Origin of the sequence: Treponema sp. SP13 (assembly GCF_050938355.1) — a bacterium.
In the GTDB taxonomy this organism is placed as follows: domain Bacteria; phylum Spirochaetota; class Spirochaetia; order Treponematales; family Treponemataceae; genus Treponema_D; species Treponema_D socranskii.
Genome location: NZ_JADOVM010000002.1, coordinates 90,273 through 116,026, shown reverse-complemented (window position 1 = coordinate 116,026; position 25,754 = coordinate 90,273). Strand labels below are relative to the sequence as shown.

The window sequence follows — 25,754 nt, the reverse complement described above, 5'->3', positions numbered from 1 at the left end:
GTGCCGTCTTTCAGCGTACAAGTTCCCGCCGATTTCCAGGGCAGCCTCCGGCTCGACAAATACATTGCCTCTCTTCCCGGCGGCATGAACCGCTCGAAATTGAAATCCTGTGCGATCGAAATCCTCGTAAACGGAAAAGAGCACAAGCTTTCGGCCGCCGTAAAAGCGCTCGATATCATCGACGTGCAATGGGACGATAATGTTCCCGACGACATAACACCGGAAAACATCGCGCTCAGCGTGCTGTACGAAGACGAAAACGTCGCCGTCGTCGATAAAGCGCAGGGTATGGTGACGCACCCTGCGGCGGGCAATTGGACCGGTACGCTCGTAAACGCGCTTTTATACCGCTGGGGCAGATCTTCGATTTCCCGCATAAAAGATACGCCCCCGTCTCTCGCCGCATCTTCGAGGAGACCCGGCATCGTACACCGGCTCGACAAAGATACGTCGGGACTCATCATTACGGCAAAAAACAGGGACGCCGAAGAGTGGCTCGGACAGCAGTTCGCCCGCCGCTTCGTGCAAAAAGAATACATCGCGATCGTAAAGGGAAGGCCGCCCGCTCTCGCAGGCGACATCAAAACGCAGATCATCCGCGATCCGAAAAACAGAAAGCGTTTTAAAGCCGCAACGCAGACGGAAGACGGAAAGAGCGCACGGACGATTTACCGCTGCATCGCCTCTTACGGAAACTATTCGCTTATGCGCCTGCGTCTCAAAACGGGGCGCACGCATCAAATACGGGTACACATGAAATACATCGGCTGTCCGATTTTGGGAGATACGGTTTACGGAAAAAAAGACGATGTTTTTCCCGAAGCTCGCCTCATGCTTCACGCGAAAAAATTGACGATACGCTTGCCGGGTAAAAAAAAGTTTTCGACGTTCCGCTCGGCCGTTCCCGATCGCTTTCGAACGACGCTTTTTTTTCTCAAAAAAAACTATCCGAAAGAAGTGCCGGTGTGGGGAAAAAATCATGCAAAGAAAAAGAGATGACATGCCGATTGCACGGATCGAAGTGATCCGCGAACCGTCGAAGGATTCGCCTTTTTTAATAATCAAAAAACCGCGCGGCACGGCATCCGCTCCGCTTTTCGAAGGAGAAAAAAACTGCGCCCTAACGCTTGCGGTATTCCTCTTTCCCGAACTGCAAAACGTCAAAGGCAAAAAACCGTGCGAATACGGTTTGATTCACCGGCTCGACACGCAGGCATCGGGACTTTTACTCATCGCGGCGACGGATGAAGCGTATGCGTTTTTTTTCGAAGCGCAAAAAAAAGGCGATTTTATAAAGATATACCGCGCGCTTTGCAGCGACGACGAGGGGAATGCGGTAAAGCTCGGCGGATTTCCGAAACCCGTTTCGGTGCGTCCGTTGAAAGCGGGGGATGAGTTTTCCGCATCGTCTTATTTTCGAGCATACGGAAGGGGAAGAAAAAGCGTAAGACCCGTTACCGAAGATTCGAACGAAGCGGCGTTGAAAAAAAAAGGAAGCGCGCTCTATACGACGCATATAAAAATCGCCGAGCGGACGGCGGAGGGCATCATTGCGCAGTGTTCGATCGCAAAGGGTTTCCGCCATCAAGTGCGCTGCCATCTTGCGTGGAACGGACTTCCCGTCGTCGGAGACGAACTGTATAACGCAGGCTTCGGAGGCGAAGCGCTCGAATTCGAATGCGTCGCCCTTGACTTTACAAATCCCGTGACGGGAGAGCGGATGAGGGTAGGTACCGATTTTTTTTAGGTCGAATGTCGAGATTGAAACTTTTATTCGTGCGGAGGGTTATCTCACATGCCGCGTCGTAACAAAGGGTATTAAAGCCGACTGCAACCACCTTATGAGAACATACAGTGCGAAACGTTGAGCACTGTACCCGACCTTGCGTCGGGGTTGTTGATTCTCCGAAAAAGCGATATCGGCGTTTATTCCGCCTCTTCATAGTAATATGAATAGTCGATGCCTTTCATAAATATTTCCCTGTCAGCGATTTTGTCGGTCAGAGCGTTTTGCAATAAAGACTTTATTTTGCTTGAATCGGTTATACTTTCAGCCATAGCTTCCAGATAGTCTTTTTTGTTGATTTTACTCCAGTCAACACATCTTTTTAGGGCGCGTTTTAACATCAAGTCGAGCCATATCCTCGTTGTTCTTCCGTTGCCCTCTCGAAACGGATGCGCGATATTCATTTCGATATATTTATCGCTAATCTGTTCGAATGTTGAATCGCTCATTTTTTCTATACCGTGCAAAGTTTGCGGGAGAAATTCCGCAGCGGCAAATTTAAATCCGCCTTTTGAAATATTCACTGTCCGTATTTTTCCTGCAAATTCGTAAAGACCACCGAATAGGTATGCGTGAATTTGCTTGAGTCCGTTTACCGTTCCGATTTCTATACTGTCGAAAAGCGAGCTTTCAAAAAGGGCATAGGCTTTCGTTTTGCTTTTGCCGTCGATCGTTTCATCGCTGTAGGTAAACCACTGAATGAAGGGGGCGGATTTGTTATTGGGAAAACTTTGTGCAAGCTCTATTACTTGATTATAGTCCATAACATCCGATTTATATTTTTTCCCATCGGCAGCGGTCAATTTCAGTTGGGTAGCAGCACTAACCAACTCAGGGTTTTCTTTTTTCAGCTTTGCTTTGAGGTATTTCCAGTAGTTACGGTTCTTTTCATATTCGCTCTGTTCGTTCAAAACTCCGACAATATCAAGTACGCTGAACCACCATTTGGAATTTTCCTCATCCCAGACGGCACGCACTTCCTGATCATTGAAAAAGCGAATCGATATTTTATTTGTGCTCACGAAACCATGATAGCATGATTTTTGAAAACAAGCTATTGAAATGTGCGGCAGGAAAATCGTTTTTATTTTATATTTTTATAAAATATTTAAATTTTATTTGACATATTAAAAAAACCGTGCTTAAATATAAATATAAACTAAATGAATTGTGGAAATTTATCATTTGTTTATTATTTTACAAGGAGGCTTGTATGAGTAATCCGGCACTTAACTCCATAATAGACCACACGTTACTAAAACCCGATGCAACGGAAGACGCTATCGTTAAGTTGTGTTCGGAAGCAAGGGAATATGCGTTTCATTCCGTGTGCGTAAATTCTACGTGGGTCAAATTATGTGCGAAGGAACTCCGGGATTCCGCTGTAAAAGTATGTACCGTTATAGGCTTTCCGCTGGGGGCGATGTCGACATTCGGAAAAGAAAATGAAACAAAGCAGGCAATCGATGACGGAGTACAAGAAGTCGACATGGTGCTCAATATAGGTGCGCTCAAATCGGAATTGTATGAAAAAGCTGCAAATGATATTCGGACCATCGTCAAAATTTGCAACGGTAACATTCTTACGAAAGTTATTTTGGAAATGTGTTTATTGACGGAAAAAGAAAAAAAGCTTGCCATTCAAATGTGTATCGATGAAGGTGCCGATTTTGTAAAAACGTCGACGGGATTCAGTTCAGGCGGAGCTACCGTTGAAGACGTAAAATTGATGCGCGCTATGGTCGGTACGAAACTCGGTGTAAAAGCTTCCGGAGGTATTCGCTCAAAAACCGATGCCGAAAAGATGGTACAAGCAGGGGCAAATCGTTTGGGCACAAGTGCCGGAATCAAAATCGTAACGGAAGCATGATACGTGATCACGCCAAATAAGGAGTCAAAAGTGAAAAACAGATTTGAAGGTAAAGTTGCCGTCATTACCGGATCGGCACGAGGGATGGGAAAAGAAACCGCCAAACGGATGGCTATGGAAGGTGCCTCTATCGTACTGACCGATATAGATAAACTTGCAATAGAAAAAACGGCTGAAGAATTCAAAACGGCCGGATATGATTTTATTTCCGTGCTTTGTGATATATCAAAGCGTAGTCAAGTAGACAATCTCATAAATGAAGCGGTAAAAGCATTCGGGAAAATAGATATCCTTATCAATAATGCGGGATTGTTATTGACTGCACCTATTGAAGAGACAACGGATGAGATCATAGAAAAAACACTGGACATAAACGTAAAAGGTGTTTTATACGCAATACGCGCGGTAACGCCTATCATGAAAAAGCAAAATTACGGACGGATCGTCAATGTTTCGTCTATAACCGGTAAAAACGGCGATAATTCGACAACCTTCGTTTACGGTGCATCAAAGGGTGCGGTTTTGACAATAACCCGTTCCGTCGCGCGTCAATTGGGTCCTTACGGAATAACATGTAACGGCATAGCCCCTCATGCCGTTATGACTGAAATGATGAGCTATTGGACGGAAGAAAAAAAAGCTGCAATGGCGGCTAAAATACCGATACGAAGACTCGGAACCGAAAGCGACATGGCCGCTTTAATGTGTTTTTTGGCTTCGGACGATTCGGGTTTTATAACCGGAGAAACCGTCAATATCAACGGCGGATACTATATGGATTAAAACAAGAGCGTTCTTGTTTTATCGACAATCTGAAAATCTGTAACAAGGAAGCTGAAAATGAATAATTCGAAGATTTTTCTATGCGCAGATTTCGGAACGCAAGGTGTACGAGTCGGCTTTATCGATGAAAAGGGCATGCTTATTTCCGTTGCCGAAGAAGCTTATCCTTTGTTATATCCCTGTGTCGGTTGCGTAGAACAAAACACTGAAGATTGGTTTACTGCTTTTGTCCGTGCGCAAAAAAAGGCCGCTCGGCAGCTGAGCGAAAACCAAAAGAAAGCCGTTGCATCCGTTTGTATTTGTGCCACATCGAGTACCGTTATCCCTATCGACAAACAAGGTAAGCCTTTGGCGAATGCCGTAATGTGGATGGACTGCAGGGCTTCGAAACAGGCGGATAGGATCAATGCGACGAAAGACGAAGTTTTAAAATTTTGCGGAGGCGAAAGCTCTGCAGAATGGTTGATAGCGAAAGTTCTTTGGATAAAAGAAAACAAGCCTGAGCTTTATAAACAAACATGGAAATTTGTGGAGCAGCTCGATTGGATAAATTATCTTTTAACGGATAAACTTGCAGCTTCGGAATGCAATGCCGTATGCAAAGGTCACTATGTTTCAAAGTTCGGCGGATGGAAAAACGATTTTTTTGATTCGATAGGCTTTGCTGACTATACTGAAAAAATAATAACGGAAATCTATCCCGTCGGATCCGTCGTCGGCTATATTTCAAAAAAAGCTTCAAAAGAGACGGGTATACCGGAAGGAATTCCTGTTTATGAAGGCGGTATAGACGCTTATTTGGGAATGTTGGGCTTAGGTGTCGTAAATGAAAATTCTTTAGCGGCTATACTCGGAACAAGTTTTGTGCATCTTTGTTTTTCAAAAAAAGAAATACACATGCCGGGAATCTGGGGACCGTATTGTAATGCGCTCATTAAAGATTTCTATGTAATAGAAGGCGGACAAATATCGGCAGGTTCCGTCATAAAGTGGTTCAGAAATTTAACGGCCAATGACTCGGAATTGACGATGGAAACCTTAGCAAATGAAGCAGCTCTTTCCGGTATCGGTGCAAAAGGGCTTGTCGCTCTCGACTTTTTTCAAGGGAATCGAACGCCGTATAAAAACCCTTACCTTTCGGGGCAAATCCGCGGGTTGCGCTTGGCTCATACGAGAGGCGACATATACAGAGCGTTGATGGAATCGGTCGGCTACGGTACGAAAAATATCATAGACACGATGGAAAAGGGCGGCGTAAACATACAAAAGATTGTGGCGTGCGGAGGCGTAACGAAAGACCCCCTTTGGCTTTCCATACTCGCCGATATCTGTCAAAGACCGATTTCACTGGTCAATACGAGTTCGTATGCGGGAATCATGGGCTGTGCGCTTGTATCGGCAGTATCGGAAAGAGTATACGAAAACCATACCGCCGCCGCAAAAACCATGATACACGAAACCTCTTGCGTACGGCCCGATGCCGCATCCGGATCCGAATATGAAAAAATATTTGCACGCTATATTTCGTATTGCATGGAAGAGATAGAAGAAAAAAATGAACAAAAGGATTCTTATGGAAAATAAAATTCTTCGAATGGAAGGCATTTCTAAATCGTTTCCGGGCGTAAAAGCGTTGTCGGATGTCGACTTTTCCGTCGATCGGGGAGAAGTACGGTGTTTGATCGGTGCGAACGGCGCGGGAAAGTCGACCTTAATGAAAATTCTATCCGGCGCATGTCAGCGAGACAGCGGAAAAATTTTTATTAACGGCAAAGAAATGCACGTACTCAATACGCAAAACGCAATACAAGCGGGGGTCGCCGTAATATACCAAGAGCTGTCTCTCATAGATTCTCTGACGGTAGCGGAAAATATCTTTCTTAACAATTATAAAAATGTAAAAAACGGAATGCTGCTCAATTGGAATGCGATGAATAAAAAAGCGATAGCGTTATTGCAGGAATTCAACATCTCCGTTTCACCAGCAACTTTGGCAGGCGACTTGACGATCGGGCACAGACAGCTTATCGAAATACTGAAAGCCGTCGCCCGCGATGCGAAGATAATCGTCATGGATGAACCGTCCGCTACGCTTTCAAAAGACGAATATAAATCGCTGCTGCGGATTATCGCTGCATTAAAACAAAAAAAGATAACCATCATTTATATTTCTCATCGGCTTGAAGAACTATTCGATGTCGGCGATTCCGTCACGATACTTTTAGACGGCACACATATAGCTACGGTATCGATGCAGGATATAACGCAAGAAGAAATCGTCAGGTTGATGATCGGTCACGAGATTAAGACGTTTTTCCGCAAAGAAAAAACACAGAGTAAAGAGACGGCATTGGAATTGCACAATGTAACGACAAAAGCGATTTCACAGGTCAATCTGAAAATTAACAAATCGGAAATACACGGTATTTACGGACTCGTCGGGTCGGGAAGAACGGAAGTATTGCATTCGATTTTCGGTATAGATCCGATCCTATCCGGAGAAATTATATATAAAAATAAAAAAATGCATAATAAAAATCCTTATAGTGCGATCAAAAAAGGAATCGGTTTGGTTCCCGAAAACAGGAAAAAACAAGGCCTTGTTTTAGGATTGCCGGTATGGGAAAACGCATCGTTGGCGGGCATAAAAAAATTTCTACGTTTCGGTTTTATTCAATATAAACGGATTTATGCAGAAACAGAACAATACGTAAAAAAGCTTTCAATTAAGACGCCCGGCATCGCCAATGAAGTTATCACTCTATCCGGCGGCAACCAGCAAAAAGTTGTCCTTTCAAAATGGCTTATAAAACAATGCGATCTTTTGCTGGTCGACGAACCGACGCAAGGCATCGATATCGGCGCAAAAGCGGAATTATACGAAATATTGGAAGATTTATCGGATAAAGGAAAAACGATAATTATCGTTTCTTCGGAATTGAATGAATTATTGTCGGTCGCCTCCGCCATAAGTGTCATGTATGAAGGCAAGCTGATAAAAACTTTTTCGGCACATGAACTGGATGCGACAAAAATACAGGAATGCGCTATCACCGGGAGGATATAAAATGAATACGCTAAAAAAAATCAGTTTGGTTGATTTTATTAAAAAATACAATTTGTTTATGCTGCTTTTATTTTTTGTCCTTATCGCCGTTATCTTGAGTCCCAGATTTTTAACATGGCAAAATTTCTTTAACTTGTTACAGCAATCGGCAGTCGGGGGGATCGTCGCCGTCGGTATGACCTTTGTAATCATAACGGGAGGTATCGATCTTTCCGTCGGTTCAAATGTCGCGCTTGCCGGAATGATTTCGTCAATTTTAGCAAAAGATCTGGGCTGTTCCACCTTTGTATCGATGTTTGCAGCTATTGCGCTCGGCGCGTTCACCGGCTTTATAACAGGTTCCATTATTACGCGTTTCAATTTGCCCGATTATATCGCTTCTATGGCGATGATGATCAGCCTTAGGGGAGTCGCACTGTTATTGACGAACGGAAAACCGGTTTTCGGATTGAGCGATTCTTTCAGGTTTTTAGGCAGCGGTTTTTTATTCGATATGATTCCCATCAGCGGTATAATTTGGATTATCATAACTTGTACCGCGGCTTTTTTCTTAAAGTATACGCCGCTGGGAAGAAGTTTTTATGCGATCGGCGGAAATAATACTGCGGCATGGTTATCCGGTATTTTAATAAAACGAAATAAAACCGTTGCATATATACTTTCAGGTTTACTCGCCGCTTTTGCCGGTGTAATGTTGGCGTCATGGTTATCGACCGGGCAGCCGAATGCCGGCAGCGGTATAGAAACGGATGCGATAGCATCTACCGTTATCGGAGGTGCAAGTCTTGCCGGAGGTATAGGAGGAGTGTGGGGAACATTCGGAGGCGTTTTCCTTTTAAGCATTATTACAAATATATTAAATCTTGTAGGAGTTCCTTCGTATTTTCAGCAAATCGTAAAAGGCGCAATTATACTTACCGCACTGATCGGAAATAATTTTATAACAAGGAAAAAAACATAAAACCGCGCTGTAAGGGGAGTACTTCCAAGACGCTTTGCGTCGCAAGTCGTCTTGGTTCCGTATGGCAGCGATACGGAAATTCAAAAAACGGTAAACAAGGAGGAAAAAAACTGAACTATAAAATCGTATGATTTTATAAGGAACAATGACAGCCAAACATCTGCGGAGGATGGTATGAAGAAAATGTGTATGGTTTTACTATTTGCAGCAACACTTACGATGTCTGCATTTAGTGCAAAAAGAAAAGAATCGATCGGTTTTTCACAATGCATTTTGGATTCTCCTTTTTATGTAGCGTTGATGGATGCGGCTAAAGAGGCCGCGGTATCGCACAATATCGACTTTATCTATCTGGATGCCCAAAATAATATTCAAAAGCAGAATAACGATATTCTCGATTTGATAAACCGCGGCGTCAGCGCATTGATCATTAATCCTGTCGATCCGGACGGCGTAAAACCGGCTTTGGAAAGAGCCAGAAGAGCGGGTATCCCCGTTATCACTGTCGATCGTCCCGTAAATGATAAAGTCGATTGTTTTATCGGAAGAGATAATCGAACGATGGGTAAACTGGCCGGCGAGTTGGCGGTAAATTTATTAGGCGGAAAAGGCAAAGCAAAAGGCAAGATTTTGGAGCTGCAAGGAGATGCCGGAGGTTCGGTAATGATGGCGCGTCGTGACGGATTTCATACCGCCGTCGATAAAGAGAATATAACCGTTATACAATCGCCGTATTGCAATTATATCCGTGCAAATGCAGTCAAAGCCGCTCAAGATATCATACAAGCTCATCCCGACATCGACCTCATCTATGCGCATAATGACGATATGGCGCTCGGCGGCTTACAAGTATTTGAACAGGCAAAGAAAAAAGTATACGTTGTAGGCGTAGACGGTTTAATGGAAGCCGTCAAGGCTATCATCGACGGGCGTTATAACGGTACGGCTATGAACGATCCCGCCGTCTTGGGGCGAAAAGCAGTTGAAACGGCCATCAAGCTTAAAAACAAGGAAAAAGTACCCGAATATATCGACGGAGGAACAAACCTTATCGATAAATCCAACGCAAAAACATTTTATAATGAAAAAAATTCTTTTGCAGTAATGAAATAACTTTTAAAGCGGTATATTTTGACGATCCGTTGAAATATGCCGCTTTTACCGCGCATACTGAAATCATCCGGATATTTTTGTAAAGATTCTTGAAATTATTTTTTAATACGATTATGATACGATATCGAGGAAAGCTTTTTTGAGTAAATTTGATAATAAAAAAGATAAATTATTGGAACTGATAAAGCAAGAAAAGGTTATTTTATTAAATAAAGTGGCAAGTATTCTTGATGTCTCCTATATGACGGCAAAGAAATACGTTTCTTTTCTTGAAGATGAAAAACTCGTATCGCTTGTCAACGGCGTTATCGTATACAATGCCGGAACTATTCAAAATGCCGCATATAACTATTCCGTAATATCGGCGGAAAAGATACATCGCGCGGAAAAAGAAAGTATAGGAAAAAGAGCGGCCGGTTTGATTTCCGATAATGACAGCATCATACTCGATACGGGTTCGACGTGCAGTTTTATTGCGCAAAATCTGCCTAATAACATAAAGTTAACGATTTTATGTTATACGTTAAACACGCTTATGCATGTATGGAATAGGGCGAACAGTACTATCGTTTTTGCCGGAGGTTACTTTCATAAAAATTCAAAGATGTTTGAGAGTTCGGAGGCCATCTCTCTGATTAATCGAAGCCGTGCAACAAAAGCTTTTATTGCAGCAAGCGGAGTCAGTTTAGACCTTGGGATTACGTGTGAAAATAATTATGAATTTTCGACAAAACGAGCCGTGATAAATTCGGCACAACAAAAAATTCTCGTTGCAGACAGTTTTAAATTCGGTTTAGTGCGTTCGGTATATTTTGCAAAAATTTCGGAGTTCGATATGATAATTACGGACAGCGGCATTCCAAATGAATACCGCGAGTATTTTGCTGAAAATAATATCCCGATGATTATATGTGAAGATCCCATTTCCGAAGCAGTATCCTGAGGTTTTAGATACCGGTCAATAAAAATGGTAACGACCGTAATAACCAATTGACATTTTGAATATAAATGAATATATTTGAAGTAGAAGGTAAAATGGCAAAGACAATTACCGTTCGTATAGATGACAGTACATATGATATTTTCAAACTGGCTGCTGCCGGGCAGAAAAGAACAATCTCAAATTATCTGGAATATGCAACGCTCAATTACACTATGAATGAGACATTTGTCGATGATATGGAAATGACTGAAATACTCAAATATGAGAAAGATATTAAAAAAGGTTTATCCGATATTTCAGCCGGAAGGTATCGAATAATTGGCTAAGTATCGAATAGCGGAAACCGAAACGTTTGAGAAAAAGATAAAATCTGCAAAATATAAATCTTTATACAAAAAGATTACGGAATATGTATATCCGATATTACGTGAAAATCCCTATTTTGGCTCAAATATTAAAAAGCTCAAAGGTAATTACAAAGACCTATATCGTTTTAGAATAGGGGATTATCGTCTGTTCTATAAAATATCAGAAGATACGGTTATCGTATTCATAGTGGATATTGAAGCACGAAAAGATGCTTATAAATAATATCTCCTAACATCGTTTTCAAAACCGTCATTTTTGAAAAAGAGTATTTTAATCTTAACCGAAAAGAAAACTATTCGGTTTTAACGGAAGTTCTTACTCTTGCGGATTTTGAAACGCTCAAAGTCAATTTCGAGTTTTCTAAAACTCGCAGGGTTGTCGAAAAGATAACCGACTTTTGAGACAGTCCCTTTTCCATCCGTTTCGTTCACCAATTGAAGGACGAGTTTGGAAAGTAAATACAATTATGCATACGGCGAGGTTCCGACCGTATGCCGAAACATCTTGCCGTGTGCGCGATGCGGCGTAGCAGCGGGAGACACGCGTGCGACTTTGTGCGTTCAGCTTACGGAAGCGACGTTTAGAAGCACAACCGGAGCGTAAGCGGGGCACCCGCTGTGAGAGCCGCGTTCGCATATGTCTACAAAGATTGTACGTTGGTCATCCTCGCCGTAAACATGGCGCTATTAGCTGATACTTTCCAAACTCGATTTTCGACCTATCAATATTTTTTGTCCGCGTAGCCGATCCACCCGTCGTTTTCGACGAGCGTCTTTGCAAAACTGTCGAGCGTAAACGGATAGCTTTTCGAAAGGCTTCCCGCGATCAGCTTTACCTTTGCGCTGCCGTCGTCGTTTTGCACGATTTTGCATTCGGCCTCTTTATCCGAAAACGTGCGGAATATATCGTCTATCGATTTTTTATCGAGTTCGATCGCCATCATGCCGCAGTTGAACATGTTTTGCCGGAATATGCGCGCAAAGTTTACCGCGATGACGACGGAAATGCCGTTCACTTCGAGCGCCCACGGAGCATGTTCGCGCGAAGAGCCGCAGCCGAAGTTTTCCCGCGTGATGATGACGCGCTTTCCTGCGATATCGGTTTTCGGATTAAAGCCGTCGAGCTTTAAATCTTCGAGCAGATAGGGCTTGAGCGCCTGCTTTGAAATTTCGGTAAGATACTTCGCCGGAATGATTTCGTCGGTGTTGATGTCGGAGCGGTCGAGAAAGAGCACGCTCCCGCCGAATTGTTTCACCTCATACCTCCTTTTAGGTCTCCTGATAAAGCGATGAATTGCATATCGTGCCGGCGATTGCCGTTGCGCTCGCCGTCGCGGGACTCATCAAGTGAACCATGCTGCCTTTTCCCATTCTGCCGTTGAAATTGCGGTTCGTCGTGGACGCACACACTTCTCCTTCTGCAAGCACTCCGTTCGACATGCCGAGGCACGCCCCGCAGGTCGGGTTCGTAACGCAAAATCCTGAGTCCATAAAGATGTCGATGATACCTTCTTTGAGCGCCGTTTTGTACACTTTCGGAGTTGCAGGGCTTACGATGGCGCGCACGCCTTCGGCTATGCGTTTTCCTTTCAGCACTTCCGCCGCAATGCGGAGATCCGATATACGCCCGTTCGTGCAGCTGCCGATATAGACTTGGTCGACTTTCGTGCCTTTCATATCGCGCACGTTTTTGACCTCGTCGGGTTTGTAGCCGACGGTACATACAGGCTCGATTTCACCGCAGTCGATCGATATCGTTTTTTCGTATTCGGCGTCCGCATCGCTTGTCCACTTGGAGTAGTCGGCGAGGGCAGCTTCTTTCGACGGATAATCGTCTTTAATAAATTCCCAAAGGTAGTCGACCGTGTGCATATCCGGAGCGCAGATGCCCGATGTGCCGCCCGCTTCGACCGCCATATTGCACAGCGTCATGCGCTCTTCCATGCCGAAACTTTCAATGACGGGACCGGTGAATTCCATAACGCGGTCGGTCGCGCCGTTTACGCCGATTTTTGCGATGATCGAAAGGATGACGTCTTTGGAGAAAACGCCCGGACGGAGTTTTCCGTTTAAAATAAATTTAATCGATTTCGGTTCGCGGAACGCACACACGCCTTTTAATATACCGACTTCGATGTCGGTCGTGCCGACTCCTGCGGCGAACGCGCCGAACGCGCCGTGCGTACACGTATGCGAATCGCCCATGATGACGGTAAAGCCCGGGCGCACAAAGCCGCTTTCCGGAAAGATCGCATGACACACGCCGTTTCGACCGATGTCGAAAAAGTCTTTAATATGCTGCCGGTGCGCCCAATCGCGCAGGATTTTTCCCTGCGCCGCCGTTTTGCTGTCTTTTGCAGGAGTGACGTGATCGATAACCGCTTTGATTTTATCGCTGTCGAATACGCTGTCTTTTCCGCGTTCGATCAGATCGGTGATCGCGATGGGAGTCGTGATTTCGTGACAAAATACGCGGTCGAGTTTCAGTACCGATGTGCCGGGGAAGGGCGTGTCGAGCCTGTGCGCATCGAATATTTTTTGTGCTATTGTTTTACCCATGCTGCTGTGCTCCTAAAATATTTTTAGTATTACTAAATAATTACAGCATAGCTAAAACCGATATGAAGGTCAAGAACACCGTAAAAACGCTAGTCGAGAACATCGACGCCGAGCGCCGAAATGGCAGCGTTGATCGCAGTCAATACGCCATCATCGGCGTAATCGACGAGCACTTGCGCTTTGTCGGGAGATGCGGTAACGCTTGTAACACCGCTTACCGCACGGACGGCATCTTCAACTTTTTTTGCCGTATCGCCGTCGAACATACCGGCGACGTAAATCTTTTTTTGCATTTTGTACTCCACATTTTACTTATCGTCTTAAAAACGATTATAAATTAAAATAGGCGGCATTTCAAGCGTACGGATTCGTTTTGCCCAGCTGCCCGCAGGCGCCGGAAATGCTTTTTCCGCGATGCATGCGGAGCGTTACGTTGAGTCCGCCTTTTTCAAGACGCGAAACGAATTGTGCCGTTTCCTCCGGATCGGGCGTCACAAAGGAAAGCCCTTCCACGGGATTCCACGGGATGAGATTTACGTGCACATCCAAACCTTTTGCAAAGGCAATGAGAGAATCCGTATTTTTTTCACTCGTGTTTTTGCCCGAAAGCAGCACGGCTTCGAGCGTAACTCTTTTTCCCGTTTTTTCGATGTAGTACGAAATCGCCTGCCGTAAATCGCTCAAGGGATTTGTCAAAGACGCCGGCATGAGTTCCCTCCGCAGCGTTTCGTCCGCCGTCGTAAGTGAGACGGCAAGGCGCACATCGGGGCCATTGTTCGCTAAATCGTATATGCCGCTCACGATGCCGACCGTGGATACCGTGATACGGCGGCTCGAAAGATTTCTGCCGCGCTTATCGGTGAGTACGGCGATCGCTTTTCGAAGGGCATCGAGATTTAAAAGCGGTTCTCCCATGCCCATAAAGACGATATTGTCGAGAGCACCCGCATGCTTTTCAAGATATAAAAACTGTTCGACGATTTCTGCAGCGCTCAAATTTCTGGCAAGTCCGAGCGTTCCCGTTTTGCAAAAGGCGCAGCCCATCGCGCAACCGGCTTGGCACGAAACGCAAGCCGTCTTCCGTGCTGCTTTATCGGTGAGGAGTACCGTTTCGACTGCAAGGTCGTCTTCCGTTTGTATCTGCAGCTTTACCGTGCCGTCGTCCGCTTTCAGCACATCCGACACCCGAGTCGACCGGAGAATCGCTTTTTCGGCAAGTGACGCCCGCAGCTCCGCGCTCAGATTCGTCATGGCATCGAAAGAATCGACTCCCTTTCCGATCCACTGAAATATTTGATTTCCGCGAAACGAGGGGGAGAGGGAAAGAGAAACGCACAGCTCTTCGGGCAAGAAACCTGCGACTGCGACTTTATCCATAACTAGGATAGTATCCGACAAGAAAAATTACTGAAATATAGCGTGCACATCAATAGATCGGCTTATTGTTTTTCAGCTTGTCGAGCATATCGCTTATAGGCGGACAGCGTATACTTTGCTTTTGAAAACTTTCGAGGGCGGAGACGGCATCCTGTTTTCTGTTGAGCTTTACATAGCAGTCGGCAAGGTCTATGTACAGACGGAAATTTTTTGCATCGTTTCGGATGAGGTTCGAAAGGCGTTCGGCCGCTTCTTCGTATTTGCCTTCGCCTTTACAGATGAGCGCAAGCCCGAGAGCCGCGTATACGTCGAACGCAATGTCGAGCGCTTTGTTGTAGTATTCGACGGCGGTTTTGTAGTCACCCGTATTGCGGTACGCGTCGCCCGAACGAGTTAGAATCACTTTGTTGTCGGGATCGAGTGCCAGAATTCTGTTCCAGTATTCGATGGAGCGGTACTGCTGGTTCATACCGCGGTAACAGTCGGCGAGCCCGAACAGCGCGTAAAAATTGTTCGGATCGAGTGCGAGCGCGCGTTCGAAATAGACGACGCCGCTTTCAAAGGTTTTAAGTTTTCTGTGACAGTTTCCGATCGACGTAAGCACACGGATATCGACGGCGTTTTCGTTGAGTTCGAGCATCTTCGCCCAATAGTAGAGCGCGTCTTTGTATTCTTTAAAGTCGTAGTGCAAGTGTCCGAGGCCGATGAGCGCGTACGCGTTGTCCTGTTCCATGTCGAGAACTTTGAGGTACAATTCTTTCGATTTTTTAAAATCGTTTCATAAATCGGTTCCGACTTCTTTGCATTATGTGCAAGCACATACTGCTTGAGCGCTTTAATCGTTTCGTTTTTTTTCGCGTACGCATCTCCGACGCGTGTCAATCCGTCGGAATACCCCGTCGCCGTAAATATCCTGCGCGCCTGTTCGATATTGCCTTCATTGAAAAGGGTATTGCCGGTACGGTTCAAGCCTGCTTTTTGTCCGGCAGACAGAGCGGCAAGGGGAGTATCGACGGTTTTAATAAATCCTGCGTTTCCCTGTTTTTCCGCTATCTGTTTTTGTAATTCATCCCTTATCATATGCGCAAAATTTAATAATAATTAATTATTACCCCTAGTATACTATGCTACCACATTTTTACGAAAAGTCAAGGATTTTTTTTTATTTTTTTACTTATTTATTGAGTAAAAATCGACGATTGAGCGGCCGTAGCTGCGCATATCCGTGCGTGAAAGCTTTCCGATTTCGTCGGGCATCGCGTGTTCTTCGGGACGGTGCACGATGATCGTACCGCCGTTTTTGCACATATCGTTTTCCGCGGCATTTTTTATCAATTCCGCGTGAAACTTATACGGAAAAGGCGGATCGAAAAAAATATAGTCGAAACTCGTCTTACATCGTTTAATAAAATATTCGACGGGCATAAAATGGCATTTGACGACGATGCCGAGCTCGCGTTCGACGACGGCGACGTTTTCGAGTATGACGGGAATTTTAATTTTATCCTTTTCGCACAATTCGACATATTCCGCTCCGCGGGATGCCGCTTCGATCGCCAATGTGCCCGAACCGGAAAACAGATCGAGAAAGGATTTTCCCGAAAGATCGCCGAGGATTGCGAACACCGATTCGCGCATTCTGTCCATTGCGGGACGGATGACACCTTTCGGGCATTTGATCTGCCGGCCTTTTAAAACGCCGCCCGTTATGCGCATGCTCAGTTATCCGCGTTGAGCGACCAATAAATGTCATCGCGTTCCAACGCTTGATTTTTTTGCGCAAAGTCGAAGGCGCGAAGGCCGGAAGCCGTGCGCGCCGACGGCATCGCGCCCGCTTCGAGCAATACTTCGATGACGGCGGTAGAACTCCCCGCGGCTGCCGCGTACATGAGCGGCGTTTTGCCTTCCCAAAAAGCGTTGAGCGGTACACCCTTATCGATAAAGCGGCGGACTTTTTCGCACTGGACGGAAAGCGGCACGTTTGAAGATGTGATCGTATGAACAAAGGCTTTTACGGTTTCGTTTTCGGTTGCGGCATACGAATCGAGGAGAAGCGAAACAATGTCGGGATTTTCCGAATATTCGGCTGCAATGACGAGCGGCGATACGCCGTACGAATTCTTTGTGCGGACGGAAGCTCCCGCGTCGATGAGCATACCGACGAGCGCCGAATCGTTCTGCACTCTCACCGCGTACATGAGCGGCGTCCAGCCTTCTTTGTCGCGCGCGTTTACATCGGCGCCGCTGTTAAGCAGCGTACGGGTAAGATCGGCGCTCGCACACTTTATCGAAAACATGAGCGGCGTAACGCCTTTTTCATCCTGCATATTGACATTTTTAATAATCGGCCCGCTCTGTACCGCTTCTATCGCCGCATTTTCGGCATCGGACGGCGCATCGGCATAATCGTATAAAAAGGTTTTGCCGTAAGACGAAGACGGACGTACAGCGGGAGGGGGAAGGGAAGGTGGCGGAAGGGGTACGGCGGTGTCCGCTTCGGGCGCTTGCGGTACGATATCCGCTGCAGACTTTTCGCGTGCAGCGTCATCCTGTTTTTCAGGCACGGCGATTTCTTCACGTGCGGATGCGCCCGTTTCCGTGTTTTCCGAAGATGTATTGCTTTTTGCAGCGGGCTCGGTTTCGACCGCATCCGTTTCGGAAAGAGAGGTTTCGCCGGTTTTATCCGCCGTATCATCCGTTTCTAGAGGAACGGTGTCGTCCGCGTTTTGCGGTTCGGCTTCCGCAGTTTTTTTCTTTTTTTGTTTTACGGTTTTTGCAGATTCCGTTTTTCCGGCCGGTCGATCGAAATTTGCCGCTGCGGAAAGGAGCGGCACGCCTCCTTCGGTCGTTTGCTCAAGGAGCGCGATATCGTTTGCGGTTAAATACGATGCAACAAGCTCACGTATTTCGGAATTCGTTTCCGCGTATGAGGCGGCGTATCTGCCTTTTTTATCGAGCGTCATAAGGCGCTTGTGTATTTTCTTTTTCGACGCGCCGCCGGAACCGAGAATGCGGCGGAATGCATTCCGGTCGGTGCAGTATTCGCACGCGTATGAAACGGCCGTCCGCTTTTCCCGATTTTTTTGATCGGCACCGATACCCGCTTTCAGCAGCACGCGGATGACATCTTCGCCCCGATCGTGTATAATCGCCGTGATGAGAAGGTTGTTTCGTTCCTTTCCGATCGTGTGGGACGGGGCGTCTCCGTCGAATAAAAATGCGCGTTTGATTTGCTTCGCCGTGCCGGTTTGCATGAGCGAGAGATATTTATCGGCTGCGGATGCGGCAAGCGGAAAAAACGCCATGATGAAAAAAATTCGGAAAAATAATTTCATACCGATAGTATACACGATTGACCATTTTTCATCAATCTGATACTATAATAAAACACCCCTTGGAGCTTCGTATGAAGTTCCCAAATGTCCACAAGGAGATACCATGCGAAAATACGAACTGATGACCGTTTTCCCGCTCGACGAGGAAAAGTCAAAAAAAGGCGCTGACGATGTCCGCAGCGTTTTAAGCGAATTCGGAGCCGAAATCGAAAAAGAAGAACCCTTCGGCGACCGCGATTTAACTTACGAAATCAAAAAACAAAAACGAGGACGCTTTATCCTGTTTACGATGAAGCTCAATCCCGCAAAGATCGTCGAAATCAACAAACAGTTTAAACTCAACGCGAACATGCTCAAATACCTGTTTGTAAAACTCGACGATAAAGAAGCGAACTGAGATCGCAATCCCGCTTTCGGAGGCTGCAGTATGACGGATATGAATCACGTATTTTTGATCGGGCGCTTGACGAGAGACCTCGGCGCGGACGAACGCTCTTTTGCGTATGTCGGCAACGGACAGATGGCGCGGGCAAATATCAGCATTGCCGTCAACAGAAGCAAAAAAGAAGGCGAACAGTGGGTCGACGAAGTTAATTATTTTGATATAACGATTTGGGGACGAACAGCCGAAAACCTGAAACAGTATCTGCTCAAAGGAAAACAGATCGCCGTCGACGGCTATCTGCGGCAGGATCGCTGGCAAAAGGACGGACAAAACTTCAGCAAAGTCGTCGTCGTCGCGAATTCGGTACAACTGCTCGGCGGAAAGTCGGAGGGCGGACAAGCGTCCGGGGGTGCTCCGAGATTTCAGCCGAAAGCGGCAGCCGAAACGCAGGGACAATACGGCGCTTCATCATCGCCGGCAGATGACGGGTTCCCCGAAGATATTCCTTTTTAATATAATTGGAGATTATAATGGCAGACGAATTGAATAACGAAAGCGCAGCCGCTGTTTCGGCTGAAGAAAAGATGAACGCAGCCGCTCTCGATACGGCCACCATGAGCGACGACGAAGCGGAAGAAAAGGGAGCGGGAAGAAAGGGCGGCAAAACCTATTTCCGCAAAAAAGTGTGCCGCTTTTGTGCAAACAAAACGAAGATCGACTACAAAAACGCGGACAGCCTGCGCCGTTATATGACCGAACGCGGCAAAATTCTTCCGCGGCGCATCACGGGCACCTGCGCAAAACACCAGAGAGAACTTGCAGCGGCTATCAAACGCGCGCGCAATATCTGCCTTTTGCCCTACGTAGCCGACTGAAACCGATAATCGATTGATCGGGTATGCGATCCGACTCCTGGTGACGCGCCCGAACGATACGAAGCGCCGACGAAACCGAACGATGATTTAAGCGGCGCAATACCATTTTTAAGAGGAGCTTGAACATGAAAGTCATTTTAAACACGGACATTAAAACACTCGGAGAAGAAGGAGACGTCAAAAACGTCGCCGACGGATATTTCCGTAACTTTTTACGGCCGAGAAGACTTGCCGTACCGTACAATGCGGCGACCGTCGCATTCTTTGAAAGCCGTAAAGCCGAAATAGAAGCGCGCAAAGAGCAAAAGCGAAAAGATTCGGCGAGCCTCAAAGAAAAGCTCGAAGCGCTGCACTTGGAGATTACGATGCCGGCAGGCAAAAACGGCAAACTTTTCGGCGCGGTTTCCGCTCAAGTCGTTTCCGAACTGCTTGCAAAGCACGGATTCGAAATCGAGCGCAAACGCATCGAAATCCCGGGCGTGTCGATCAAATCGGTCGGAAATTATCACTTCAACGTAAAACTTTACGAATCGCAGACCGCTCAGATGCTCGTATCGGTAAAGGGCGAAGAAGATAAGAGCGCCGAAGGGAAAGCTGCAGACGACGACAAAGCGAAAAAAGCGGAAGTCGAAAGCGCACAAGCGCCCGTACAGGAAATTTCCGAAAATGCCGATGAAAATTCCGCAGGCGAAAGCGCGGAAACAGTCGCAGCGGAAACTTCCGAAAGCGTTTCGCAGGAAAGCGCGCAGTCGGACGGTGCCGAAGCGTAATTTCTTTGTCCTGATAAAACGCTGTCGCGGTCGATTTTCCGTTTGCAGCGCGTGAATATCGAATGGATTGCGGCGAAAGCCGGTGCGTTCCGAAAAGAGCGGCCGGCTTTTGTCGTCTAAAAATGCAAAGCTGTGGATATCTTGGGGATAATCTGTTGAAAGCGTGTGGAGAAAACTATGGCAGCTGCGATGTTAAAAGATAAGGTTCCGCCGCACAATGCGGAAGCCGAACAGGCGGTTCTCGGCGCGCTGCTCCTCGATTGGAACGCGGCGACGGATATCGTCACGATTCTCCGCACAGACCGCTTTTATTCGCTCCAAAATCAAATCATCTATCAGGCAATGGTATCGCTTTTGCAGCAAAATATCAAAGGCGATACGCTCACCGTTATCAATCAGCTGACGAAAGACGGCAGTCTCGAAAAAGCGGGCGGGGCGGCCTATATCGCCGATTTAACGGGCAAAGTGCCGACGAGCGCAAACATCGAATACTACGCCGATATCGTCCTCGACTGCGCCTATCGCAGGGATCTCATCAAAATCGCATCGGAAATGCATGCTTCTTCGTTCGATGAAACGCACGAAAGCATTGAGCTCATCGAAGAAGCCGAACAGAAAATATTCGCACTTTCGCAGCGTAACGAAACGACAAAGATCCGCAGCATAAACGACGTGCTCGCCGAAACGATCGAGCTTATCGACAAGCGATACAAAAGCCGCAATCAGTTTACCGGCGTACCGTCGGGATTTTCGAAGCTTGACACGATGACAAGCGGTTTTCAAAATTCCGAATTCATCGTCATAGGCGCGCGTCCTTCCATCGGAAAAACCGCACTTGCGCTGTCGATGATGGAGTACATCGCCGTCGACCAGCAGATTCCGTGCGGATTTTTTTCACTCGAAATGTCGTATGAACTCATCGGCCAGCGCTTGCTGTCGCAAGTGTCGCGCATCCCGGGCAATAAACTGCGGTCGGGCTTTTTGCAGATGCAGGATTTTCAGCGCCTCCAAGACGCAGCCGGCCGTTGCTATAATGCGCCGCTTTTTATCATCGACACGCCGAATATGAAACTCCTCGATATCCGCGCGATGGCGCGCCGCCTCGTCGCCAATCAGGGCGTCAAAATCATCTTTATCGATTATATCGGACTCATCGTTACGGAAGACAGGAGCGCGCCCGTATTCGAACAGGTAGCGGAAATTTCAAAATCGCTGAAAGCGCTGGCGCGCGAACTTACGATTCCGATCGTCGCGCTTTCGCAGGTTTCCCGCGATGCCGAAGGCAACGAGCCTACGCTCGCGCAGATTCGCGGTTCGGGCGCGGTTGAACAGGACGCCGACGTCGTCATATTCATTCACCGCGACAGAAAGCGCGACGATCCTTATGAAGTGCAGGAAGCGAAGCTCATCGTCGCAAAACAGCGCAACGGCGCGACGGGCACCGTCGAAATGATGTTTATCCCGCCGTGTGCTAAATTCGAAAACAAAGCCGATCATTGAACGAAAACCGAAGTATTTTAAGCCGATTCCGAATTTCTTTGCAAAACTCGAAATCGACTCGTCACGATCCGGCGTTATTTTTTTACGGGATTCGGTATTTCCGTCAAATCGCTTTTTGCAAGCAGTTTGATTCTGCCATTCGTTCCCGTCACGACGATCGCACTGTCGGAAACGGAAACGGGCGAACTCTCCATGAGCGGCACCTTCGATTTCAAAAGCAATTTCAGCGTTTCGTCGTACTTTGCGAGCACCCAATCGTTTCCGTCGCGGATAATACAGTAGTAATCCTTTCCGTCCCGGGCAAGTACGGAATTTTCGGAAACGGTTTCATCGCTTTCCTTTGTAATTTCCATATTGACCGAATCGAGGATAACGAGCTTTACCGTACCGTTTCCGGCATTTTTGCCGGCGATCGCGATAAAGCCGCCGCTTGCCGGATAATAGGTTCTGTCGCGGATAAACGTGACGGGGGAAGCATGAATGACTTCGCCCGTCTGCGAATTGACTTTAACCAAACCCGAAAGAAGTTCGCGTTCGTCGGTCAGCTGCATACCGTAGACGGCACCCGCCCTCGCGTTTGCAGCATCGCGCTCGATAACTTCCTGCTGATCCTTTGCGATTTCCTTGCGCTCCTGCTGCGCTTCGGTTTCTTTTTTATCGGCTCGAGCCTGTGCTTCGGAAGCTTCGTCTTTTGCCTGCTTTGTACGCTCAGCCTGTTCGTCGGTTTTCTTTTGCTGTTCGTCCGCCGCCTGCTCTTTTTTGTCGGCGTCGGCCTGCGCTTTTTTGTCGTTCGGATTTTGCTCCGCTTTTTCCCGCGCTTTTTCCGCTTCTCGCTGTGCCGCTTCGTTTTTCTTTTTTTCTTCGTCGAGCTTTTTTTGCTCCTCGGTCGCGCGTTTTTGCGCACTCTGCGCCTGCTCGGTCGCTTTGTCGGCTTCGCGTTCTTTGATGTCGACCATCTGCTTGCGGCTTTCGATATTTCTGTCGTCATCCTCTTGCATCGATTCGACGACTTTTTTGTCGCTGATCGCCGACGTGTCGACCGTGCTCAAGCCGCCGTTTACGTCATACAGCGGAATGACGATTTGACTGCGGCCGGGCCATTCGTCGTATCGAACCGAAAGGCCGCAAATCTTTTCGGTAAGATTTTTCGTGACGATATTTTTATAGCGCGATTTGAAATAATCGATATTCGAACGGTAGACCGCGTTGTACACCGTTATAAAAACCGCAAGCGTATCGGCGTCCCGTTCGGAATAATTGTATGCCGCCGAAAGATATGCCGAAATGATGCGGCGAAGATTGACGATGTGATCGACCGTCGCGTTTTTCCCGATAAAAAAGATATCGGCATCGAGCTTGCCTTTTTCCTTCGGGTCGACGGCGTGGATAACATAGTATTTTCCGCTGTCACCCGTCGTCATATACGCATCGCGCGAACGGGCGATGACGCGGCCGGACGAAGAGCCGATCGCTTTGATCGCCGAAAGCGAATCGATCCGCGCGTGCGGCCCGACGTAGTTGATAAATTCGATAGTACCGGAAACGCTCTTCAGTTCGGGTTCGTTTACCTGCGCCGCAAGCGCCGATACGAAAAACGCGGTACATGCAAAAGCCAGAGCGATTTTAAAAACAAAGCGATTATCCATCGGTATTCCTCCGAAAATGATGCGGTCGGATGCTTTTAAAAATTTGTTTCAATTTTTTTAAGCCTCCGAGTTATATATCATATCGGCGTAATTATAGCATACGGCAACTGTTTTTGCTATCGGAAAAGTGCGCATTCGCAGAATCAATTTCATATCGATTGACATAACCGGCACGCGAAGAGTAAGATGATGAGCGTAAATTTTTGAAAAATAACAACAGCGTACGTATTGACTTTTTCTGCGACTCCCGAAGATTTCGACCGTTATGCGGATACGTTTAAAGCGATTTACAGCACGTTTACTTATTGAGAGAAAACCGCCGAGCGGCTTCGGATGCCGAAATGCGGTATCATCTCTCACCGCACGAGCTTTACGACGGCCGCGATGACTCCCAAAAGGACGGCAAGCGTTACGGCGTAAACCCAAAGCGGAAGCGCGCTGCCTGCTCCTCTTGCACGTTTTCTTTCGTATGCGGCAAAGGCTCCTTTTATCTTGTTTTGTTCGGCGTCGGAAAGACGACGGTGGACTTCTTCTTTTTCTTCTTCCGAATACGCCTCTATATTGAACGTACCCGAATCCATCGCGTAGCCGCAGACAGGGCAGCCTTTTGCAAATCTCGAAGCGCTTCCGGTAGCACCGCAGGAAGGGCAGCGTACGGAAGAAAAAAAGCGGCCGCAGTTTTTGCACACGCGCGCGTCTGCAGGAACTTCGGCGCCGCAGTTTTCGCAAAAAAATTTTGCTTTCCGTTTTGCTGTCATGCTCTGTCCGGTCGTATAATAATTTCGTTTCCGACGTTCACGACGGAAGCCGTACAATACGTCGGCACACCGCCCGTCCGAAGTGAAAGCTCTTCGATCCTGTCTCCGGGAGAAATTCCTTGGGTTAGAGAAGGGATGTCGGCTGTAAACTCCGCATTTCCGTCCGAGAGGCGTCGTATACTTCCGGTAACGAAAGCTCCCGTCTTCGGGTGCGTAAAAACAGCCGTTCCGATTTTGTCGTCCGAAAGTCCTTCCGGCGATACAGTTTCCGTTTCCGATATCGAAGCCGCTTCCGCGTCCGGCACATCCGTTTCGGCTTCTTCAAGGGAAGGAGCGGGTTCTCCTGTCGGAGAAGTGACGATCGAGCGAAAGAGCGAGATGCCGCTTTTATCCGACGATGAAAATATGCCTTTGATGCCGAGCTGTCGAGCTTTTTTCTTTTCCGCATCCGAAAACGATTCGGGTACATAGAGGATGACGTCGGGGATTTTTCCTCCGATGCCGCTTTTAATAAACTGCGTCAATGTTTTCCAATGGCGGGGATAATCGGAAGCGCTCACGACGACGATATCCGGCCGAATCTCTTCGATATTGTCGAGCGCTTTTAAAAGCCAGCGGTAGATGATCGTATCGTATGACAAGGATGCGAGAACAGCATCGACTTTCGCGATAACGTCTTCGTCGTCGCAGATGATGATCGCTTTCATTCCGTCCCCAGATTTACGACCGTGTAATCGTAGATTTGCCAAACGCCTTCCCTCCGGCGGAGACGGTACGTATAGCTTTTCTTTTCGTAATACGTGCGGTTGTTAAACCATTCGATGACGAGCACGCTTCCTTCCGTCTGCGAATACACCGTCTTTTCGATTTGAAAGCGCTCGGGTACGGCAACGATATCGCCGTCGATCCGCGACTGCATCAAATCCGATTTATACGCGTCGATCATCCGCTCGCGCTCGTCGGCCGAAGCCGCTCGGTAGCGCCGCTTTTGCACAGGTGTACGTTCGAGCATCGCTTCGACGTCCATATACAAAAAATACTGATCCCACAGCGATTTTTGCCGCGCGACGATAGTCCGCTCTACGACTTGATCCGGCGGAATCGCTTCCGGCTGCAGGATACGCACGGTTCCCGCTTCGACGGGAATCGATGAAGACGAAGCGGCCGACGGAGAAGGGCGCACTTCGAGCGTGAGCCTGTTCGACGAAATGCGCTCGTCTCGAAAACGGTAAAGCTCGGGGTAAAACGCGAGATCGACATAGTAGACCGACGGATTTGCAACGGTAAGATATTCTTTTAAGTTTTCGACGAACGAATATTCTTCGCCCGCTTCGAGCGCGATTTCCCGGAAATACACCGTTTGATTTGTCGTGCGTTTTCGAATAAGCGTTTCGGTTTGCGAAAGGCGTTCGTTTTTGATCGTGTACGCGTTGAAATCGATCGAAAACATTCTGTCGTCGGCGAGCTTAAAACGAAGCGTATCCGTCCCCGTGTTGCGCACCGTTATGTGAATGAACACGGGATTCGAATCCGCAGCATCGGGATAATACATAGTTTTATCATAAAACTTTATAGAAACCGCTGCGTTTTGTACGCGGCTTTGCGCGGATGCCGACTGTCCAAAGAAGGCTAAACACGATATAATCAAAAAAACAGTA

General features: G+C 47.2%; 27 protein-coding genes and 2 pseudogenes. 16 read left to right on the top strand and 13 right to left on the bottom strand.

Annotated elements, in window-relative coordinates:
- Together IZU26_RS04640 and IZU26_RS04635 are read left to right on the top strand one after the other, a co-directional pair.
- A complete protein-coding gene (locus IZU26_RS04640) occupies nucleotides 1–999 on the top strand; it encodes an RluA family pseudouridine synthase (protein WP_433277155.1) in 999 nt (332 codons plus the stop codon).
- Complete coding sequence (locus IZU26_RS04635; RefSeq protein ID WP_433277154.1) at nucleotides 980–1,747, top strand: pseudouridine synthase family protein; 768 nt, start codon at nucleotides 980–982, stop codon at nucleotides 1,745–1,747. Before IZU26_RS04640 ends, IZU26_RS04635 begins: the two co-directional genes overlap by 20 nt.
- 179 nt (nucleotides 1,748–1,926) lie before the next feature.
- On the opposite strand, the gene fic is transcribed toward IZU26_RS04635, so the two are convergent.
- The gene (gene fic / locus IZU26_RS04630; protein WP_433277152.1) at nucleotides 1,927–2,808 is read right to left on the bottom strand and encodes a protein adenylyltransferase Fic; all 882 of its coding nucleotides are present in this window, start codon (nucleotides 2,806–2,808) and stop codon (nucleotides 1,927–1,929) included.
- A 191-nt stretch (nucleotides 2,809–2,999) separates the two neighbouring features.
- On the opposite strand from fic, the gene deoC reads away from it, so the two are divergent.
- The 9 genes from deoC to IZU26_RS04585 all read left to right on the top strand — a co-directional run bounded on the left by deoC (nucleotide 3,000) and on the right by IZU26_RS04585 (nucleotide 11,114).
- A complete protein-coding gene (gene deoC / locus IZU26_RS04625) occupies nucleotides 3,000–3,656 on the top strand; it encodes a deoxyribose-phosphate aldolase (protein ID WP_433277150.1) in 657 nt (218 codons plus the stop codon).
- Nucleotides 3,657–3,686: 30 nt separating this feature from the next.
- Nucleotides 3,687–4,439 carry an SDR family NAD(P)-dependent oxidoreductase gene (locus tag IZU26_RS04620; RefSeq protein ID WP_315600891.1) on the top strand — a complete coding sequence of 251 codons (753 nt, stop codon included), beginning with the start codon at nucleotides 3,687–3,689 and terminating at the stop codon, nucleotides 4,437–4,439.
- A 57-nt stretch (nucleotides 4,440–4,496) separates the two neighbouring features.
- The gene (locus IZU26_RS04615; RefSeq protein ID WP_433277148.1) at nucleotides 4,497–6,023 is read left to right on the top strand and encodes an FGGY-family carbohydrate kinase; all 1,527 of its coding nucleotides are present in this window, start codon (nucleotides 4,497–4,499) and stop codon (nucleotides 6,021–6,023) included.
- The gene (locus tag IZU26_RS04610) at nucleotides 5,995–7,506 is read left to right on the top strand and encodes a sugar ABC transporter ATP-binding protein (RefSeq protein ID WP_315600893.1); all 1,512 of its coding nucleotides are present in this window, start codon (nucleotides 5,995–5,997) and stop codon (nucleotides 7,504–7,506) included. The genes IZU26_RS04615 and IZU26_RS04610 overlap by 29 nt, the downstream gene beginning before the upstream one ends.
- 1 nt (nucleotide 7,507) lies before the next feature.
- Entirely contained in the window at nucleotides 7,508–8,467 is a 960-nt protein-coding gene (locus IZU26_RS04605) for an ABC transporter permease (protein WP_433277145.1), read from the top strand.
- 174 nt (nucleotides 8,468–8,641) lie between these two features.
- Nucleotides 8,642–9,580 (top strand): substrate-binding domain-containing protein, encoded by a 939-nt coding sequence (locus IZU26_RS04600; RefSeq protein ID WP_222864626.1) that lies wholly within the window; start codon nucleotides 8,642–8,644, stop codon nucleotides 9,578–9,580.
- Between the two features lie 139 nt (nucleotides 9,581–9,719).
- Nucleotides 9,720–10,523 carry a DeoR/GlpR family DNA-binding transcription regulator gene (locus tag IZU26_RS04595; protein WP_433277143.1) on the top strand — a complete coding sequence of 268 codons (804 nt, stop codon included), beginning with the start codon at nucleotides 9,720–9,722 and terminating at the stop codon, nucleotides 10,521–10,523.
- 92 nt (nucleotides 10,524–10,615) lie between these two features.
- Nucleotides 10,616–10,849, top strand: a complete 234-nt coding sequence (locus IZU26_RS04590; RefSeq protein WP_433277141.1) for a CopG family transcriptional regulator — start codon at nucleotides 10,616–10,618, stop codon at nucleotides 10,847–10,849.
- Nucleotides 10,842–11,114, top strand: a complete 273-nt coding sequence (locus IZU26_RS04585) for a type II toxin-antitoxin system RelE family toxin (protein ID WP_433277139.1) — start codon at nucleotides 10,842–10,844, stop codon at nucleotides 11,112–11,114. Before IZU26_RS04590 ends, IZU26_RS04585 begins: the two co-directional genes overlap by 8 nt.
- Before the next feature lie 499 nt (nucleotides 11,115–11,613).
- On the opposite strand, the gene IZU26_RS04580 is transcribed toward IZU26_RS04585, so the two are convergent.
- From IZU26_RS04580 to IZU26_RS04545, 8 genes and pseudogenes are all read right to left on the bottom strand, one after another.
- Nucleotides 11,614–12,147: a 3-isopropylmalate dehydratase small subunit gene (locus tag IZU26_RS04580; protein WP_016520022.1), complete on the bottom strand. Its 534-nt coding sequence runs from the start codon at nucleotides 12,145–12,147 to the stop codon at nucleotides 11,614–11,616.
- Nucleotides 12,148–12,160: 13 nt separating this feature from the next.
- Nucleotides 12,161–13,450 (bottom strand): 3-isopropylmalate dehydratase large subunit, encoded by a 1,290-nt coding sequence (locus tag IZU26_RS04575; protein WP_433277137.1) that lies wholly within the window; start codon nucleotides 13,448–13,450, stop codon nucleotides 12,161–12,163.
- 89 nt (nucleotides 13,451–13,539) lie between these two features.
- On the bottom strand, nucleotides 13,540–13,743 hold the full coding sequence (locus IZU26_RS04570; protein WP_021329373.1) for a heavy-metal-associated domain-containing protein: 204 nt from the start codon (nucleotides 13,741–13,743) through the stop codon (nucleotides 13,540–13,542).
- A 61-nt stretch (nucleotides 13,744–13,804) separates the two neighbouring features.
- Nucleotides 13,805–14,827, bottom strand: a complete 1,023-nt coding sequence (gene rlmN, locus IZU26_RS04565) for a 23S rRNA (adenine(2503)-C(2))-methyltransferase RlmN (protein WP_433277135.1) — start codon at nucleotides 14,825–14,827, stop codon at nucleotides 13,805–13,807.
- 49 nt (nucleotides 14,828–14,876) lie between these two features.
- Nucleotides 14,877–15,602, bottom strand: a pseudogene (locus IZU26_RS04560) (tetratricopeptide repeat protein); the annotation flags it as partial.
- Nucleotides 15,593–15,907 (bottom strand): annotated as a pseudogene (locus tag IZU26_RS04555) (hypothetical protein); the annotation flags it as partial. The pseudogenes IZU26_RS04555 and IZU26_RS04560, both read right to left, overlap by 10 nt.
- A gap of 90 nt (nucleotides 15,908–15,997) precedes the next feature.
- Nucleotides 15,998–16,543, bottom strand: a complete 546-nt coding sequence (gene rsmD, locus IZU26_RS04550; RefSeq protein ID WP_433277133.1) for a 16S rRNA (guanine(966)-N(2))-methyltransferase RsmD — start codon at nucleotides 16,541–16,543, stop codon at nucleotides 15,998–16,000.
- A gap of 2 nt (nucleotides 16,544–16,545) precedes the next feature.
- Nucleotides 16,546–18,162, bottom strand: a complete 1,617-nt coding sequence (locus tag IZU26_RS04545) for an ankyrin repeat domain-containing protein (RefSeq protein WP_433277131.1) — start codon at nucleotides 18,160–18,162, stop codon at nucleotides 16,546–16,548.
- A 103-nt stretch (nucleotides 18,163–18,265) separates the two neighbouring features.
- On the opposite strand from IZU26_RS04545, the gene rpsF reads away from it, so the two are divergent.
- The 5 genes from rpsF to dnaB all read left to right on the top strand — a co-directional run bounded on the left by rpsF (nucleotide 18,266) and on the right by dnaB (nucleotide 21,692).
- Nucleotides 18,266–18,559 carry a 30S ribosomal protein S6 gene (rpsF, locus tag IZU26_RS04540; protein ID WP_021329362.1) on the top strand — a complete coding sequence of 98 codons (294 nt, stop codon included), beginning with the start codon at nucleotides 18,266–18,268 and terminating at the stop codon, nucleotides 18,557–18,559.
- 30 nt (nucleotides 18,560–18,589) lie between these two features.
- Nucleotides 18,590–19,060 carry a single-stranded DNA-binding protein gene (locus tag IZU26_RS04535; protein ID WP_021329356.1) on the top strand — a complete coding sequence of 157 codons (471 nt, stop codon included), beginning with the start codon at nucleotides 18,590–18,592 and terminating at the stop codon, nucleotides 19,058–19,060.
- Between the two features lie 101 nt (nucleotides 19,061–19,161).
- On the top strand, nucleotides 19,162–19,422 hold the full coding sequence (gene rpsR, locus IZU26_RS04530) for a 30S ribosomal protein S18 (protein WP_231364258.1): 261 nt from the start codon (nucleotides 19,162–19,164) through the stop codon (nucleotides 19,420–19,422).
- 125 nt (nucleotides 19,423–19,547) lie between these two features.
- Nucleotides 19,548–20,192 carry a 50S ribosomal protein L9 gene (rplI, locus tag IZU26_RS04525; protein WP_433277128.1) on the top strand — a complete coding sequence of 215 codons (645 nt, stop codon included), beginning with the start codon at nucleotides 19,548–19,550 and terminating at the stop codon, nucleotides 20,190–20,192.
- 177 nt (nucleotides 20,193–20,369) lie between these two features.
- A complete protein-coding gene (gene dnaB, locus IZU26_RS04520; RefSeq protein ID WP_021329366.1) occupies nucleotides 20,370–21,692 on the top strand; it encodes a replicative DNA helicase in 1,323 nt (440 codons plus the stop codon).
- 74 nt (nucleotides 21,693–21,766) lie between these two features.
- On the opposite strand, the gene IZU26_RS04515 is transcribed toward dnaB, so the two are convergent.
- The 4 genes from IZU26_RS04515 to IZU26_RS04500 all read right to left on the bottom strand — a co-directional run bounded on the left by IZU26_RS04515 (nucleotide 21,767) and on the right by IZU26_RS04500 (nucleotide 25,648).
- Entirely contained in the window at nucleotides 21,767–23,338 is a 1,572-nt protein-coding gene (locus IZU26_RS04515) for a P83/100 family protein (RefSeq protein WP_433277127.1), read from the bottom strand.
- Between the two features lie 356 nt (nucleotides 23,339–23,694).
- On the bottom strand, nucleotides 23,695–24,096 hold the full coding sequence (locus tag IZU26_RS04510; protein ID WP_310823835.1) for a zinc ribbon domain-containing protein: 402 nt from the start codon (nucleotides 24,094–24,096) through the stop codon (nucleotides 23,695–23,697).
- Nucleotides 24,093–24,803 (bottom strand): hypothetical protein, encoded by a 711-nt coding sequence (locus IZU26_RS04505; RefSeq protein ID WP_021329354.1) that lies wholly within the window; start codon nucleotides 24,801–24,803, stop codon nucleotides 24,093–24,095. Before IZU26_RS04505 ends, IZU26_RS04510 begins: the two co-directional genes overlap by 4 nt.
- A complete protein-coding gene (locus tag IZU26_RS04500; protein WP_433277125.1) occupies nucleotides 24,800–25,648 on the bottom strand; it encodes a hypothetical protein in 849 nt (282 codons plus the stop codon). Before IZU26_RS04500 ends, IZU26_RS04505 begins: the two co-directional genes overlap by 4 nt.
- Nucleotides 25,649–25,754: the final 106 nt, after the last annotated feature.